Raw genomic sequence first — 14273 nt, 5'->3', positions numbered from 1 at the left:
TAACATATATGTGATATTTTGGCAACGAATAAATTATTAATGATTAAAATATCTTTTTACTATTTTTGAATGAAGTAATGTAGTTCAAGTAAAAAAAGTAAAAACAAAGGATGGTGTACAAATATGAGTGAGGTTAAAGGTGAGTTTACAAATAAAAAAGAAGGTGAAGACAAAAGCCAAGAGGAAGTAAATAAATTAGAAAATGAAGTGGCTAAACAAATTATTTCTTTAAGGAAAATCTTAGGTTTATCCCAAAAAGAGTTGGCTGATAAATTAAATACAAAACAAAGTGCAATATCAAGAATCGAAAAAGGGGAACAAAACATATCAATCGGCTTACTTGAAAAGATTGCGGACGCTCTAGGTGTAGAAGTAAATGTTTCCCTTAATTTAACCCAGCCAAATACTTCATCTCCTGTGAATCCTGTTGGACAAATCAACTTGGATCAACCTGGAGGAAGAGTTAATCCAATTGGAGGTACCTTTAAGGATATTACCAGTTCACATAAAAAGTCATATAATTAGTTAAATGAGGACTGTATTAATTCTCAAAGTTAAAATAAAATTACTAGACGACAACAGTTTATAAAGATAAAAACTCGTTCATTGGGACGAGTTTTTTTGTGGTTGCTTTAATTCTGGTTTGTATATGACATGAAATTTTTATTGCATCTGTAATGAAATAAAATGGTATTATTTAGTTATATATAATGTGTAACATTTTACCAATAATGAGTTTGTTCAGATACAGAAGTAATTCTTTAAGGGAAAAAGGTGAGTGAATGACCAGTTGGAAGAATCCTATTCTTTTAATATCAGGAATAGGGATTTCATATTTGGGAAATTGGATTTACTTAATTGCACTTAATATTTCGATATTAAACTTAACTGGCTCTGCAACAGCAGTTGCGGGGCTCTATATTATAAGGCCAATTGCCGTATTAATCACTAATACGTGGTCTGGGAGTGTCATTGATCGTGTTAATAAACGAAGATTAATGATTTCTATTGATATTATAAGAGGTGTCTTAATATTTGTGATTCCTTTCATATCATCATTAAGGACTATATATACAGTCCTTTTAATGATTAATATTGCCGGTTCATTCTTTGGTCCAAGTTCCTCCGTTTACATAACAAAGCTGGTACCTCCTGTAAATCGAAAACGATTTAATTCGATTATGAGTTTGGCCAGCTCCGGTGCATTTTTATTAGGCCCAGCTATTTCAGGGATACTTATTATGTATGTAGGGACAGAATTATGCATTGTAATTAATGCCATTACTTTTATAATTTGTGCATTTTTCATCTATCTTCTTCCTGACGTTGATGAAGATCTAGATAATATAAGAGAACCAGTTCAGTGGAAAACTCTAATAAATGATTGGAATGCAGTTAGGGAATTTACTAAGATTGCAAAGTTCTTTGTATCAGTTTATTTATTGTTTCAATGTGCAATGCTAATTGGCTTTGCACTAGACTCACAAGAGGTTACTTTTATTAAACAGCACTTGGAGTTGTCTGATAGAGATTATGGCTTAATTGTAAGTATTACTGGTATTGGGGCATTGGGAGGAGCTACTGTCGCTACCGTTGTATCTAAGAAGTTGCAACTAAGGATATTTATAGGTGCTGGAATGTTACTGACATCAATAGGATATGTTTTGTTTTATGCATCTTTTAACTTTATAACCGCAACATTGGCATTTGTATTTTTAGGCTTCTTTATGGCATTTGCGAATGCAGGATATGCTACCTTTTTTCAAAGTAATGTACCAGTAACAATTATGGGAAGGTTCGGTAGTATTGCAGATATGGTTCAAGGTATAATTCAAATTGGATTGACACTGCTTTTAGGGTTTACAATAGAATGGTTTTCATTGCAAGTTGTTTGTATTATTTTTTCTTTTGTCGGAGCAATTCTTGCAACCCTACTTTTCATTACCATATTTATTCCTTCAAAGGCTGCTTATTTTGAAGAAAATAAAAAATCAATTACTGGCTAAAATGACAACACTTAAAATATCTTAATGAACTCCCTCAGTTTAATACAGTTTTCTCACGAATACTCGCTTATTCGCAGGATTTCATAACCCATGATATGGATTTAACGATTAAATGAAATGAGTTCAGGTCATTATGGCTCCGTGAAGGCATAGTTAAATAAAGGAGTTACATCTAAATTCACATTTTAGCATATGATGTACATGCTCCACGCCACCCCTGGAGGCTTTCGCACCCTGTCTCAACGGTTCATTTGCCCTATCATTCCTTCGTCATACCTATCTAAGGGGTGGAGGACAGTTATGCTAACGAGATGGGTCAGTGCCCTTTTGTTGAAGAAACCTGGTACTCCGATCATTTTGATCAACCGGTTACCCTAATTAAAGGGGTTTGAAATCCTGCAAATAGGCGAGTATTCGTGAGAAAATCGTACTACACTGAGGGAGTTTAAGAAGCAGAATATTTTTTTATATGATAACGAATCCAGTGGTATAATTTGTTGATTTCTTGAGAGGGGATGCAATATGCTTGTCAAAAATGTTCTTATTAGTAGTGGTGGATGTATAGAGAAGTGGGATAACGTCCGAGGTCATACGAATTTGGCAAAAGGTAATATAGGTAAAATGATAGCTGAAGAATTTTTAGCGTTAGGAGCAAATGTAACCTACTTACACGGTTATTTCACTGCATTACCGAGTAATCTAGAGCAGCAAAACCTTCATTTAGAACCCTTTGAGGGAATATTTGAACTTCAAGATAAAATGAAACATCTGATTTTAGAAAAACAAATCGATGTTGTAATTATGGCTGCTGCTGGGTCTGATTGGGTAGTGGATAAAATGGTTAATCAAGAAGGACAAATACTGTCCAAGAAGGGGAAAATAACAAGTGACAATCCACCAATTATTCATCTAAAAAGGGCTCCAAAGGTGTTGAATCAGATAAAAAAATGGAAACCAGATGTAATGTTGGTAGGTTTTAAATTGGAAAGTAATCTAAATAAAACGGAACTCATAGAAAGAGCTGTAACTAGAATGAATACTTCATCGGCAGATTTTATGGTTGCTAATTATTCCGACTCGTTATCAACTACTGGAGCAACACACTACATAATAAATAAGGACCAAGACATTTGTGAATGTATTAGTAAAGAGGAAACGGCTAAATCCATTGCTATAATGATAGAAAAACAATTTCCATTATCGGAAAATGTAATTAACATATATTAATCTGAATTCATAGTGAAGGTAAGACTGGGTGCTTCGGCAACCCTTTTTTTATGTGTGCCAGGCATGGCAACTATCTAGGTGGTGAAAGTCCACTGTGGGGGTACACATCGACCAACCACTAAGGAAACGCAAGGTACTCATCGTGAGATAAGGGCTGGAGGAAGCGTGGAATAAAATCTTGGCTCGACGAACAAAAATCTGATATTAAGGCTCTACAAAGGGATAAGGCTCCATAGCAAGTCAAAGTCCAAAAGATGTGCGTAACTTTGTAGGTAAATCAGGCGGGTAAAAGAGGAAAGATAGTTGTCTTACTCTGAGAGGTCTTGCGGATATACGAAAGTACAGTCGAAAAAGGTTAGTCACAAGAAGTCAGCAGAAGACATAGTAATGGAATAAATCCATGAAGGGCTGAACAATTTATAGTGTTTCCAAACAACGAACGAGCAAGTGATGTACTCCGAATTGGGTTAATGGTGAAAGTATGAGCGTATCTCAAAGGATAACCAAAAGGGAGCTATCACTTACTCCTCACTTGGAAGAGACCTTCGTTAACAACTTCACGCTAAATTCTGATTTAACGAACATCTGTTGAAAATACCAATGATTTTTGTTATAATAAAAAAAGACTAAGGAAAAACCTTAGTCTTTTTAGTGTAAAAGCTCAGCCATGCCTATACGGTAGCGTGGAAAAGCTTTTTCCGATCAGTCGGCTAGCAGCTCGGCCTATACGGTAGCGGAGAAACTAACAGTTCTTATTTATCATTTAACCACGTTTTTTTATTGAAGTCAAACCAGGAAGAATGAACAATACCTATGAAGCAGATTAAGGAGTTTATCCATGAATTATTTAATCTATTTTGATGAATCCAATAAGATCGACCAATTCAATAAGGATTTCTCTTATTATGGCGCTTATGGAGCTACCGATAAATCACTTGCTGCCATTGTAAAAAAAACAAAAAGCATATATAAAAAGTTCAATTCCAAAAGCGAGTTGCATTTTGCTGAATACAATAAAGACAGGAATATAAAAAAATACTTCCAGGTTTTAAACCATGTCATTAATGAAGAACTTCGGATCAACATATTAATCGTTAATAATCTAGACGCTTTAGCGGCTGCAGAAAAAATCGGTCTAACTACCAAAGAATTACGAAATCTATTTTATATTAAGATACCGGAACGCTTATTTTATGGAGTAACACGTGGCCTATCACATATTGAAGATCCAAAGAACGAAAAATACATAAATGTAAAAATTAAGATTGATAAAAATGACGAATATGATGAGATAAAACTTCACGAAAAGTTAATTGAACAAATGAATGCTCATTCTGCTTATCGAAACAAAAATTATCGAGTAAACAAGGTTTTCTCTCAGGATTCAAAAAAATCGATTCCCCTTCAGATAATTGATACTTTTATGGGTATTGTTGTTTTCCTTCTAGAAAAAAGTTATTTAGAAGACTCGGATAATACTAAAATAAAAAGCGATCTTATTTATCGCTTCCTTGTTGAAAAAGACAATATTTTTAAATTTCAAGAAAACATTAAGCTCTTTGAATGGACTGGTAGAGAAGAACTTACCCCAGTAAATATTTCAGAACATGTTGCCCCCTTTATTATTTATAAGAGTAAATATGATACTGAAGAAATCACGCGATTGCAGAAGGTTATCCAGGGGTCCCCTTCCTTAACTACAAGAGAATTACGAGAAAAAATGGGATATCCTAACACAATGCTTAATCAACTATTAGGTTACAAAGATCAAATCACTGGTGACGGTCGTAATTATTTTTTAAACCGTGAGTAATTCACCTACAAATAAAACAAGAACAGGTGTTCGTTAAAATTGCATTTAACGCAAAGTTTGAATAAATTTGACCTTATCCTATAAACAACAACACGTATAAACAAAAACATGCTTTCCTTATTACCTATAGAAAGGTTGATTTGATTTGGCTGGAACTAGAGAAAAATTGATTCATGCTAAAAGGATTGAAAATTTAATCCCCCTAATGCCCTTTTATGTGATCGAATACATAGAAGCAAAAAAACGTGCTAGATACTCTTCCTCTACCCTGCTTGGCTATTTACATGAGTATGTAAAGTTTTTCTCGTGGCTTATTTCTGAAGGTATCTCTTCTGCTGCTACCATAAAAAACATCTCTTTAGAGGATTTGCAGACTTTAAGCAAAAAAAGCGTGGAGTTCTATCAAGAGTTTCTGGAGAATGAAATTATTAACGCTTCCGAATTAGAAACTAACCCAAACCTGGAGCCAAAAACAAGAAGTGAAGATGCGGTTAACAGAAACATAAATGCACTTAAATCTCTCTTTAACTATTTAACTCAAGAAACTGAAGACGACGAAACCGGAGAATGTTATTTTTACCGTAACGTTTTTAATAAGATTAAAATCCATAAAAAAGAAGAATCGGCAAGTAGGCGTGCAAAAAAGATCAACTCCATTATTCTAAATGATGAAGAAATTGAGGATTTCCTCAACTTTATTAAATTTGATTACGAAAAGATTCTTACTCTACAGGGAAAGAAAAAACAGCAAGCCCCTTTCCTCCGAGATAAGGAACGGGATATCGCATTAATTAGTATGATGCTTGGTACCGGAGTGCGCGTAAGCGAAATAGCAGGATTAACCCTTAAAGAAATTAACTTTCAGCAAAATGAAATTGATATAACCAGAAAAGGAAATAAGGCAGACACCGTGGATGTCCTAACCTCCTCCCTGGATGATTTAAAGGCTTATTTGCGAATAAGGGAGATAAAGTATCCCGGGGCTGCTTCTACTCCCTACGTCTTTGTTACACGCTATAAAGGCACAGCTCAGCCCATCTCAGTCCGTGCAATCCAAAACCTTGTTAGTAAATATTCTGAAGCATTTTTCGCGCAAGATGAGTTTTCTACGGGGAAAGTAATTAGTCCGCATAAACTTCGACATACTTTCGCTGGAGATTTTATTAAAAAAGGTGGAAATATCATTTTGCTCAGAGATCAGCTGGGGCACAATTCCATAGAGACAACACAGAAATATACTAACCTTTCTAAAAAAGAAAGAAAAGCCGTTATGGAGGCTATTGAGTCCTCACGAAATGGTTAACGTTCATACGCTCAACCTAAACAATAAAGGAGGTTATAGAATGAAAGATAAGGAAATTAAATTGGATGATTTTATTGTTTCCAACTCCCGTGTAGCTGAAGGCTTATATGAACAGTTTCTTCCCTACACTGAACGGCTGTTTATAGAGGTTGACTCTGCTCCATCATACGTAGAAGCTTTTGTCACGTTTCTTCCTGGGGAAATGAGAGGGAAATTTGAGATATTAATCAGTATACCAGCCTGGAAGTATTGCTTTGTATCTCCCCCCTCAATTACCACTTATTTAGCATCGTCTAAGTTAAATGAAGCTCAGGAAAAAGTGCAGCAATGGCTAATGCCTCTTTCAGACGGTATTGTCAGTGGAGTTCAGCAAATGAAAAATAATATACTTTCTAAATTACAAAAATAATATCTGGAGAACCCAACTCCCCCTCTAAGCATCTAGCTGTGAATTGGACAATTAAATTTGTAAGAGAAGAAAATCCTATAGTGACCTGCTCAATTATCTATCCTTTTAACTATTCTCATATTACATATCTAACTACTTTAAATTAGAGGAGATATTCCATTGGCAATTAAAAAAATTATCCCACTGGCACTTGGACTTTCATTATTAACAACTGCAGGATTATCACCGCTGGAGAACCTTTTTGAAAAAACCATCATTATAGGTAAAGCAGAAGCAGCCTTTTCTAAATTCTCAGGACAAGTAACTGCATCAGCTTTGAATGTTCGTTCAACAACTAGTTCGAAGGCTAAGGCCATTGGCTTGTTGAAGAAAAATGCAAAAGTTTCAGTGATAGGCAGTAGTAAAGGATGGTACAAGATTAAATTTGGGAAAGGTTATGGTTATGTTTCGAGTGCTCATGTGAAAAAAACAACGACATCAAGTACAAAAACGCTCGTCGCTTCAATTAGTAACATTCCAGGTGCACCAAAAGCATCCCAAGGATATTATTTACCAACCAATTCATATGTTTTACCTGTTGATATGGTTAAGCTTAATAAAGTTAGAGTCACTAATACTTGGTCTGCTTCAACGAAAGCTGGTCAATTAAAATCATTAGCAACTACATTAGGGTTACCTTATGAAAATAGTTCGATTTTCTTTGAAAGAGATAATATTAAAAATCCAAATTCTATATATGATCAGGTTGTGGTCTATCAAGAGTTCTATAGCAGCAGTAAAATGGGGTTTGGTTTTGATAACCATAGAGGGATTAGAAAGCCAGAAGGTGAGTATTTACTTAAAGTAATGTTGAAACCATACTTCCCTAAATCATATAAAATTCTTGCAGAGAAATTTGTAAGACAAGGATACATGGATGGCGCGAAAAGTTATGAAACAGCTATTAAGTATGATGGTTTAAAGGTCCGCATGGGCGGAGGGGTAATGTACGTTTCAAAATAAGAGCTGTGTGTGAAGATGGCCTTTTTGAAAAGAAAACTTCAGTAGAGTATACAGGACAATTTTAGGAGTGAACGTAACTATGAATCAGATTTCTTTCGAGTCTCTTCTTTTTGAAGATAATAAAACGGTAGAACCTCCCCCGCCTCTCTCAAGCCCTTTGGAAAATTTTATACTTACCCTTATATCAAAAGGTCAGATTAGTGCTAGGGATATCTGTGAGCAATTGATAGAGCAAAATAAAATATCATCTGAACGTTATTCAACTGATAAACCAAAAGATTTTCATAAAGTGTGTAAAATTTTAGATGACTTTGTGAAACAGGGGAAATTGTCGTTAGCTGAAGATAATGAAAAAACGGACCGAATATACAAAATGGAATAACTTCATATAATCCGGAGGGCTATTATGAATAAGAAACAGAAAAAAGCTTTAGAAGACTTAATTTGGGGAGCTATTGTTTTATTAAGCTTTTGGATATTTTTTAAAACTAGTAATATAATGTTGGCTGCAGGAACCTTTTTCTTTTTGATACTAATCATAATTTTTTATAGGGGTATTAGCTCCTTCCTTTATCAAAAGCACCTAAAAAGATCCGGCATTCATCAAATAGATAAAATGACCGGGACCCAGTTTGAGCAATACCTGGAACTACTGTTTACTCAAAAAGGTTATAAGGTAAGTTTAACTAAATCTACTGGTGATTTTGGTGCAGATTTAATTCTTAAGAGTACAGGTGGTAAAACTATTGTAGTTCAGGCGAAAAGATACTCCAAAAATGTTGGGATAAAGGCAGTGCAAGAGGTCGTATCTGCAGTTCCTCACTATAAAGGGACAGAAGCTTGGGTTGTCACAAACAGCTATTATACGGAAGCTGCAAAGAAGCTTGCTGTAACAAATAATGTTCAATTGTACAATCGAGATCATTTAATAAAATGGATTTTAAATAAAAAGATTGCGTAGAAATGAATGATTTGCCTTGAATAAAACTAAATTAGCATTAGCTGCTATCAAGAAGATAGCACTTTTGCTAATTAAAGTTCGGAACCACCGGTTATTTTGAATCCATTTAACTCTTCAAATGTGCTAATCGCATTCATCAAACCATTTGGATCTTCACAGAGAGAATTCTTAATCTTAACAGGCTTCTGATATATACCGCTATAAATATGTATATAATCGTGACAAATATCAATTTTGACTTTTACTGGTTTATTCCCTTTAAAATAGTTCTTCATAATAGCCCTCCTTATTGGTAATATTCTCCATAGTGGGGCTAATTTCCTGTATAAATGAAATAGAAAATGATATTTTGAACACGGCTCTTTCTTACTACTTTCTCCGGGTTCAACCGTTCTCGAGCACAACCAAAGCATTATTCGTTGGCCAACGTGGCCCGATCAGCCGGCAAACAGTCCATAATGACATGAAGAAATACGCAAAGGCAGCTGGTGTGGAATTATCAAAGGCACACGCTCATAATTTGCGCCATTTATTCGGTCTTAGACTGGCTGCAATGTAATAAAATGTGTGCTTTTTTAACGTTGCTCAGCAATTGGGTAAGGGAGGTAATCAGATGGTTCATCTCGAAATTGTAAGTTATGCCAGAACAACATGCCTCAAATGAATATTGACCAAAGGGATTATCTATTAAAAGGGATAAGATTGGAGGGAATAGAAAATGGATGTAAGGACACTTTTGTTACAACAATGGGCAAGCTGCTTAGATAAAGAAGACTGGATACCACCACTTGAAAAAGTACTAGAGAATATTACTTTGGAACAGGCAATTTGGAAACCAGTTGAAGGGGCACATTCCATTTGGGAATTAGTTTGTCATTTACTTTTCTATGAAAAGAGAATTCTGTTACGCTTTCTAGGTGAAACAGCAAATGTACCAAAGGCAGAAAATAATGACGCTACATATCGATTACCAACTGAGACCTTTCAAAATTGGAAGGAAACAAAACAAGAATACTTTTCTGTTCATCGTGAACTTGAAAAAATACTAGCAAAATCAAAACTAGAAGATTTGTATAGACCGATTCCTGATGACAATCCATTAGTGCTTGAACTGAAGAGTTTAGTAATGCACGACGCATATCATATTGGGCAAATTGTATTCCTTAGTAAAATGCAAGGAGCTTGGGCAGGGAAACGCAGCTTTTAAAAAGTTTTATTAGCTTTACAGTTATTCCACTATAGAGCACTATTCTGAAGTGAGGATAAAAGTCCAATTTCTTAATTTTAATATTGAGAAATTGGACTTTTTATATTTATTTATAGTGCAAAATATCGCAAAATGCCAATAGAAGAAATGGCTCAGTACATGGGCCATACCAGTATTGAGGTTACAAGGATATATCTGGTGAAAAAGCAGTCTTACTATGCAGAAAAGATTAATCAATTATAAGAAGAGTATTGATCCAAGGACATTTTAAAAGCCAAAGATTCCGCACGACAGGACTGGAAAAATAGCTTATTGTTAAATAAATATCGTAAAATGAAATAGTCTTAAGACACAACTTTGGGAGGACGATATGAAAAAATTAATAGGTATAGGCATTATTTTAATATATTTGTTTAGTTGGGTGCAGTAGTAACGAAAGAGTAATTTATGATGGTGTTAATAAGCATTGGAGAGGTGATTACACTGCAACGATTGTAAAAGACGTAAATGAGCAAGGACAATATGTGCTTCACTATAAAAAAAAGGATACTTTAAAAGACGTTAAGATTAACATTAATGGCGAGGACGCTTATCAAAGAAGGGGAATTATTAAAAGTAATAAAATTAATATCTCAAATAATTGTTCCGGCTGCTCAGTTACTAAAGGAGACAGTATAAAAGTTATTATCACATGGGATAATTCACTCAAGGAAACCCTAACACTATATAAAAAATAGAACCAATCGGGAAGAGCTATTCAGATGATGAATATTAGATTCCAAATGATAATATTAGTAATAATGGCAATCTAAACCTTCACAAGAGAGAACTGATTGGGGAGCTTAGGTTTCGCGATCAAGCTATACTGGCACGAGTAGTGGTGGTGTACGGCAGTATACTAATACGGGAAATGTTGCTGCAGCAAGAACGGAATTTAATGGAGTTGGCTCTGGTGAAGTTACACAATATATAAGTGGGGATAAAGTAACCTTTGTATTTTCAAGGAGGGCTGGCTCTTTCGAGTACTTTCTAAAGTTAACAGTTTTACACAATAAAAAAGGAGGATAAAATATTATCCCCCTTCATTACTTATGCTTTCTTTTTGTATGGATCATAACTATAATCAGCTTTTCTTCTGTAAACAATTTCACCGGTTATATCTCCACCAGTTTTGGAGGGGAATACCGCTTTAACACCGTATACAGCTTCACCAGCCTTATAGTGGTTTTGCTCTTTGTTTGAATCATCTCGTTTTACAATTCGATTCATGTTGAAGCACCTCCAAATAAATCATTTATGGTACCAAGAAGTTTATAGTTTTGTTCATTAATATCACTGAGTACTTCTTTTGACAGTTTTTCTCTTCCAGTAACGGCTACTGCCAGTACATGCTTTCCTATAGGATAGCATAATACGTATGTTTTATCAAAAGGACTGGTGCTCTTTTCAAGTATAAGTTCCTCTGATTTCATGTAACAGTCCATTACAATAATACGATTTTCTTGGAGATTATTATTAACTCCAAATTCAAAAAAACGGCCCCGACCTTCATTCCCTGCAATTTGCCTTAAACCTTCCTTCTCAGCCTTCCATACCCCAATCCCTTCAACGGTAAATGAGTTTGGAATCTTATAGGCTGACCAAACAGTTTCGGCTAAATAGTGATACTTATTTTCGGGATTTGCTAAAAGTTCTGTGGTCAATTTACGAAGCAAACGGATAATAGCATAATCTTGTTCACTGCTTATTTGAGCCTCAGCCAAAAGTTTTACCGGGTCTTGATATACTCCGAGCTCGTTTATTTTTCTTGTGATAGCCCGGCAAGCTATATTAACCGCTGCATTAAAATTATCATCACTTCTATTTTCATACCTTAAGACTGTATGTCCATCTAAATCTGTTGGCAATCGAAAACCAGCGACATTTTCTCTTTGTGGTATCTCTTGGGGAATAATATAAAAAACTCTTCCTCTTCTTAACCTTCCCCAAAATAATCCCATTTCAAATTATATTTAGGTTAAATAATGAAACAGTTGATATTATAAAGACCACACATATTAGACATGTCTAATATGTGTGGTCTAATTCTGTTTATTTTTCAACTAACGCACCTCTTTAGTTCAAAAAGAATGTTCAATAAAGAGCAATTTTCAATCATTGACTCAGTTTTAACCTCTACTAACTCCTGTCCATTAAACTCCATTCTGTATATGTCTGGTTTTGATGTATGATGTAAAAAATCCAAATCGTACTTTTTGTCATAATACCCCAGCATCAATGTCATCACTGCTCCGTGAGTACCCAAAACTACTTTCTTCCCTCGAAAAGAAGTTAATATTTCTTTTAAGACTTTTTATAGATCTTTTCTGGCAACCAGAATTAGATTCTGCTCCCGCTAATGTAAAATTGGGTTCAGAAAACGACCTATTTAACAAAGGGAATAATTCTTTGTCAGGTATTCTAGTGCCTTCAGTAGAAAAAATTCTTTCTTTAAGATCCTCAAAAATCAATACTTCTTGTCCTATATCTTTAGCTATCTGCTCAACTGTTAGGATTGAACGTCTGTATGGGCATGAGATAACAGCGTCAATATTCTCCATTTTTAATAGGTCAGCTATTTGTAAAGCGTCTAATTTACCTTTTTCAGTTAACCCTCTTGTTTTTTCATCCCCTTCTTTTGGTGAATCACCGTGTCTTATCATATATATAAATGTTTTCATAGTACCTCCAAGAAAATGAATTTATAGATTATAAATACAGAAATAAAGTCGAAGCTTTTCGGAAACCTTTTTATATTTGGGTTGATCTTACCAATTTTTTTACTTAATTTCATTATTTCAATTCAATTTCCTTAATCCAAAATTCCAATGAATCCATTGGTTCTTCTCTTGTATGATACCAAGAATTGAAAACACCATATCCTACAAAAAGTAATATGAGGAATACTGGTACTATAAGAAAAAGTGAAAATAATCTACTTCTTTTCCAGAGTTTTATTCCAAAAATCAAACATCCAGTAAAAATAATTAAAGTAACAACAAGTGACATACAATTTTCCCCTTAAAGTGCAAATAATTTTATTCTTCTTTAAGCATCTACTTATTTAAATATATATAGAATTTCTATTTAGGTAAACACAAAGTTGGTAATAATTGTTAAAATATCCTGCCTGTTAGCATAATAAAAAAAAACAGGATAGCCGCCGCCATCCCTTTATTAACATAAGCACCCGTTAGCCATCCATGAAGCGGAAAAATCACCGCTTCACCACAGAGAATGAAAATGGTTAGGAAGTGTCAATACTGATACTGACCTTAATCCAGTCAACCCTAATCCATAGACTTTTTATTTATCGCTCTCCTCTTTTTTTAAACGTTTGAGTAGGGTCTTCTTAACTATTGCCATTTTCCAATTTTGAAGAAACTTATTTTCATGGTAGTTCTATAAGCACTCTCTCTTTCTATATCAAAGGTACGACACGCCAGGAATTTTCAATTGTGATTGTTCCCCTATAATTCCTTCAAGATCCAATTCGGTCTTTGCATGACTTTTTAAAGCAGAAAAGGATGAAATCATATAATCCTTATGTGCTTCTTCACTTAACCACCCAGTGAGTACAAGGAAGCGTTTATCATCTTTAACAGAAGAACCAAACTCTCCACCAAGCATTTTTTCAGTCTTTTTCATTCCTGAATTCCAAACTTTACTTTGTGTTTCTATAAAATGAGAAGCTCTTCCCTCCTTTACATTAGACAATGCAGTTCGAATGAAATTACTTTCTCTTAAAATCGATACTATGTCTTTTTCTAATCCCTGAATATTAAAGACCTCTTCAAATAATTCAACATCAATTGATGTATATGTACTTGACTGATTAGTGTTTAAAAATATACCGTCGTGAACATTATTCATAAAATAAGCATAAACGTCTTTATTTTCCCAGAAGGAAAATACACAAGCAGTAAATTCATTTTTTATACTCCATCCACCAACTTGTCCTAAAAATCCGTTAATGGTATTTACAGGTTGCCATTGTGCTTGTAATTTTGAGAATAAGTCTATTTGATCTTTCTTTACCTGACAAGAAATTCTTTTAATAATCATAATTAGCTCTCCCCCTCCATTTTTAATTTCACCATTATCTTCTAATGGGGTTCTGCTTATGCAACTAACCTCCCTCAATAAACAAACACTTATCTCTTAATTACGCAGTTTTTCACCATATTGCTATCTAACTTGTTTTATTTTACAGATTTGATTAGAGAGAAAAGAACACAATCAAGCAGTTTACGAAGAAAATGAGCGCAAGAAACTAGCCAACCTTTGGTTAATTTCAAAAAGTTGG

16 protein-coding genes and 1 pseudogene are annotated in these 14273 nt (G+C 34.4%); 11 read left to right on the top strand and 6 right to left on the bottom strand.

The genetic code is table 11. The annotated features are described in order from the left end of the window. Nucleotides 1–123 precede the first annotated feature (123 nt). From BIV59_RS22255 to BIV59_RS22215, 9 genes are all read left to right on the top strand, one after another. Nucleotides 124–525, top strand: coding sequence for a helix-turn-helix domain-containing protein (locus tag BIV59_RS22255; RefSeq protein ID WP_071353643.1), 402 nt, complete (start codon nucleotides 124–126; stop codon nucleotides 523–525). Nucleotides 526–782: 257 nt separating this feature from the next. Further along, nucleotides 783–2006, top strand: a complete 1224-nt coding sequence (locus BIV59_RS22250) for an MFS transporter (RefSeq protein ID WP_071353642.1) — start codon at nucleotides 783–785, stop codon at nucleotides 2004–2006. Between the two features lie 522 nt (nucleotides 2007–2528). Further along, the gene (locus BIV59_RS22245) at nucleotides 2529–3233 is read left to right on the top strand and encodes a phosphopantothenoylcysteine decarboxylase domain-containing protein (protein WP_071353641.1); all 705 of its coding nucleotides are present in this window, start codon (nucleotides 2529–2531) and stop codon (nucleotides 3231–3233) included. Nucleotides 3234–4071: 838 nt separating this feature from the next. Continuing rightward, nucleotides 4072–5046 carry a DUF3800 domain-containing protein gene (locus BIV59_RS22240; RefSeq protein ID WP_071353640.1) on the top strand — a complete coding sequence of 325 codons (975 nt, stop codon included), beginning with the start codon at nucleotides 4072–4074 and terminating at the stop codon, nucleotides 5044–5046. A gap of 145 nt (nucleotides 5047–5191) precedes the next feature. Further along, nucleotides 5192–6349: a tyrosine recombinase XerS gene (gene xerS / locus BIV59_RS22235; protein WP_071353639.1), complete on the top strand. Its 1158-nt coding sequence runs from the start codon at nucleotides 5192–5194 to the stop codon at nucleotides 6347–6349. 40 nt (nucleotides 6350–6389) lie between these two features. Beyond that, nucleotides 6390–6758: a hypothetical protein gene (locus BIV59_RS22230; RefSeq protein ID WP_071353638.1), complete on the top strand. Its 369-nt coding sequence runs from the start codon at nucleotides 6390–6392 to the stop codon at nucleotides 6756–6758. A gap of 159 nt (nucleotides 6759–6917) precedes the next feature. Next, nucleotides 6918–7760, top strand: a complete 843-nt coding sequence (locus BIV59_RS22225; protein ID WP_071353637.1) for an SH3 domain-containing protein — start codon at nucleotides 6918–6920, stop codon at nucleotides 7758–7760. 79 nt (nucleotides 7761–7839) lie between these two features. Beyond that, on the top strand, nucleotides 7840–8142 hold the full coding sequence (locus BIV59_RS22220) for a DUF3895 domain-containing protein (protein ID WP_071353636.1): 303 nt from the start codon (nucleotides 7840–7842) through the stop codon (nucleotides 8140–8142). A gap of 24 nt (nucleotides 8143–8166) precedes the next feature. Next, on the top strand, nucleotides 8167–8721 hold the full coding sequence (locus tag BIV59_RS22215) for a restriction endonuclease (RefSeq protein ID WP_071353635.1): 555 nt from the start codon (nucleotides 8167–8169) through the stop codon (nucleotides 8719–8721). A gap of 71 nt (nucleotides 8722–8792) precedes the next feature. Here the strand turns inward: BIV59_RS22215 and BIV59_RS22210 are convergent, their stop codons facing one another. Then, a complete protein-coding gene (locus BIV59_RS22210; RefSeq protein WP_071353634.1) occupies nucleotides 8793–8996 on the bottom strand; it encodes a hypothetical protein in 204 nt (67 codons plus the stop codon). Nucleotides 8997–9028: 32 nt separating this feature from the next. Between BIV59_RS22210 and BIV59_RS24605 the strand changes: the two genes are divergently transcribed. Further along, on the top strand, nucleotides 9029–9280 hold the full coding sequence (locus BIV59_RS24605; protein WP_205684408.1) for a tyrosine-type recombinase/integrase: 252 nt from the start codon (nucleotides 9029–9031) through the stop codon (nucleotides 9278–9280). Nucleotides 9281–9439: 159 nt separating this feature from the next. Continuing rightward, nucleotides 9440–9928 (top strand): DinB family protein, encoded by a 489-nt coding sequence (locus BIV59_RS22205; RefSeq protein ID WP_071353633.1) that lies wholly within the window; start codon nucleotides 9440–9442, stop codon nucleotides 9926–9928. Between the two features lie 1089 nt (nucleotides 9929–11017). Here BIV59_RS22205 and BIV59_RS22195 read toward each other — a convergent pair. From BIV59_RS22195 to BIV59_RS22175, 5 genes and pseudogenes are all read right to left on the bottom strand, one after another. Further along, entirely contained in the window at nucleotides 11018–11197 is a 180-nt protein-coding gene (locus BIV59_RS22195; protein ID WP_071353631.1) for a hypothetical protein, read from the bottom strand. Beyond that, nucleotides 11194–11928 carry a nucleotide-binding-like protein gene (locus tag BIV59_RS22190; protein ID WP_139194442.1) on the bottom strand — a complete coding sequence of 245 codons (735 nt, stop codon included), beginning with the start codon at nucleotides 11926–11928 and terminating at the stop codon, nucleotides 11194–11196. Before BIV59_RS22190 ends, BIV59_RS22195 begins: the two co-directional genes overlap by 4 nt. A 98-nt stretch (nucleotides 11929–12026) precedes the next feature. Beyond that, nucleotides 12027–12648, bottom strand: a pseudogene (locus tag BIV59_RS22185) (histidine phosphatase family protein). A 112-nt stretch (nucleotides 12649–12760) separates the two neighbouring features. Next, a complete protein-coding gene (locus tag BIV59_RS22180; RefSeq protein ID WP_071353629.1) occupies nucleotides 12761–12976 on the bottom strand; it encodes a hypothetical protein in 216 nt (71 codons plus the stop codon). A gap of 417 nt (nucleotides 12977–13393) precedes the next feature. Then, complete coding sequence (locus BIV59_RS22175; RefSeq protein WP_071353628.1) at nucleotides 13394–14032, bottom strand: YdbC family protein; 639 nt, start codon at nucleotides 14030–14032, stop codon at nucleotides 13394–13396. Nucleotides 14033–14273: the final 241 nt, after the last annotated feature.

The sequence above is a fragment of the Bacillus sp. MUM 13 genome (assembly GCF_001866725.1).
GTDB lineage: Bacteria > Bacillota > Bacilli > Bacillales > DSM-1321 > Peribacillus.
The sequence above is the reverse complement of the archived record's forward strand: the minus strand, read 5'-3'. Positions and strand labels throughout refer to the sequence as shown.

Excerpts from the sequence above, each read along its gene's own strand:
- BIV59_RS22255 (WP_071353643.1), top strand. The coding sequence starts at position 124 with ATGAGTGAGGTTAAAGGTGAGTTTACAAATAAAAAAGAAGGTGAAGAC.
- BIV59_RS22250 (WP_071353642.1), top strand. The coding sequence starts at position 783 with ATGACCAGTTGGAAGAATCCTATTCTTTTAATATCAGGAATAGGGATT.
- BIV59_RS22245 (WP_071353641.1), top strand. The coding sequence starts at position 2,529 with ATGCTTGTCAAAAATGTTCTTATTAGTAGTGGTGGATGTATAGAGAAG.
- BIV59_RS22240 (WP_071353640.1), top strand. The coding sequence starts at position 4,072 with ATGAATTATTTAATCTATTTTGATGAATCCAATAAGATCGACCAATTC.
- BIV59_RS22230 (WP_071353638.1), top strand. The coding sequence starts at position 6,390 with ATGAAAGATAAGGAAATTAAATTGGATGATTTTATTGTTTCCAACTCC.
- BIV59_RS22220 (WP_071353636.1), top strand. The coding sequence starts at position 7,840 with ATGAATCAGATTTCTTTCGAGTCTCTTCTTTTTGAAGATAATAAAACG.
- BIV59_RS22215 (WP_071353635.1), top strand. The coding sequence starts at position 8,167 with ATGAATAAGAAACAGAAAAAAGCTTTAGAAGACTTAATTTGGGGAGCT.
- BIV59_RS22210 (WP_071353634.1), bottom strand. The coding sequence starts at position 8,996 with ATGAAGAACTATTTTAAAGGGAATAAACCAGTAAAAGTCAAAATTGAT.
- BIV59_RS22205 (WP_071353633.1), top strand. The coding sequence starts at position 9,440 with ATGGATGTAAGGACACTTTTGTTACAACAATGGGCAAGCTGCTTAGAT.
- BIV59_RS22195 (WP_071353631.1), bottom strand. The coding sequence starts at position 11,197 with ATGAATCGAATTGTAAAACGAGATGATTCAAACAAAGAGCAAAACCAC.
- BIV59_RS22190 (WP_139194442.1), bottom strand. The coding sequence starts at position 11,928 with ATGGGATTATTTTGGGGAAGGTTAAGAAGAGGAAGAGTTTTTTATATT.
- BIV59_RS22180 (WP_071353629.1), bottom strand. The coding sequence starts at position 12,976 with ATGTCACTTGTTGTTACTTTAATTATTTTTACTGGATGTTTGATTTTT.
- BIV59_RS22175 (WP_071353628.1), bottom strand. The coding sequence starts at position 14,032 with ATGATTATTAAAAGAATTTCTTGTCAGGTAAAGAAAGATCAAATAGAC.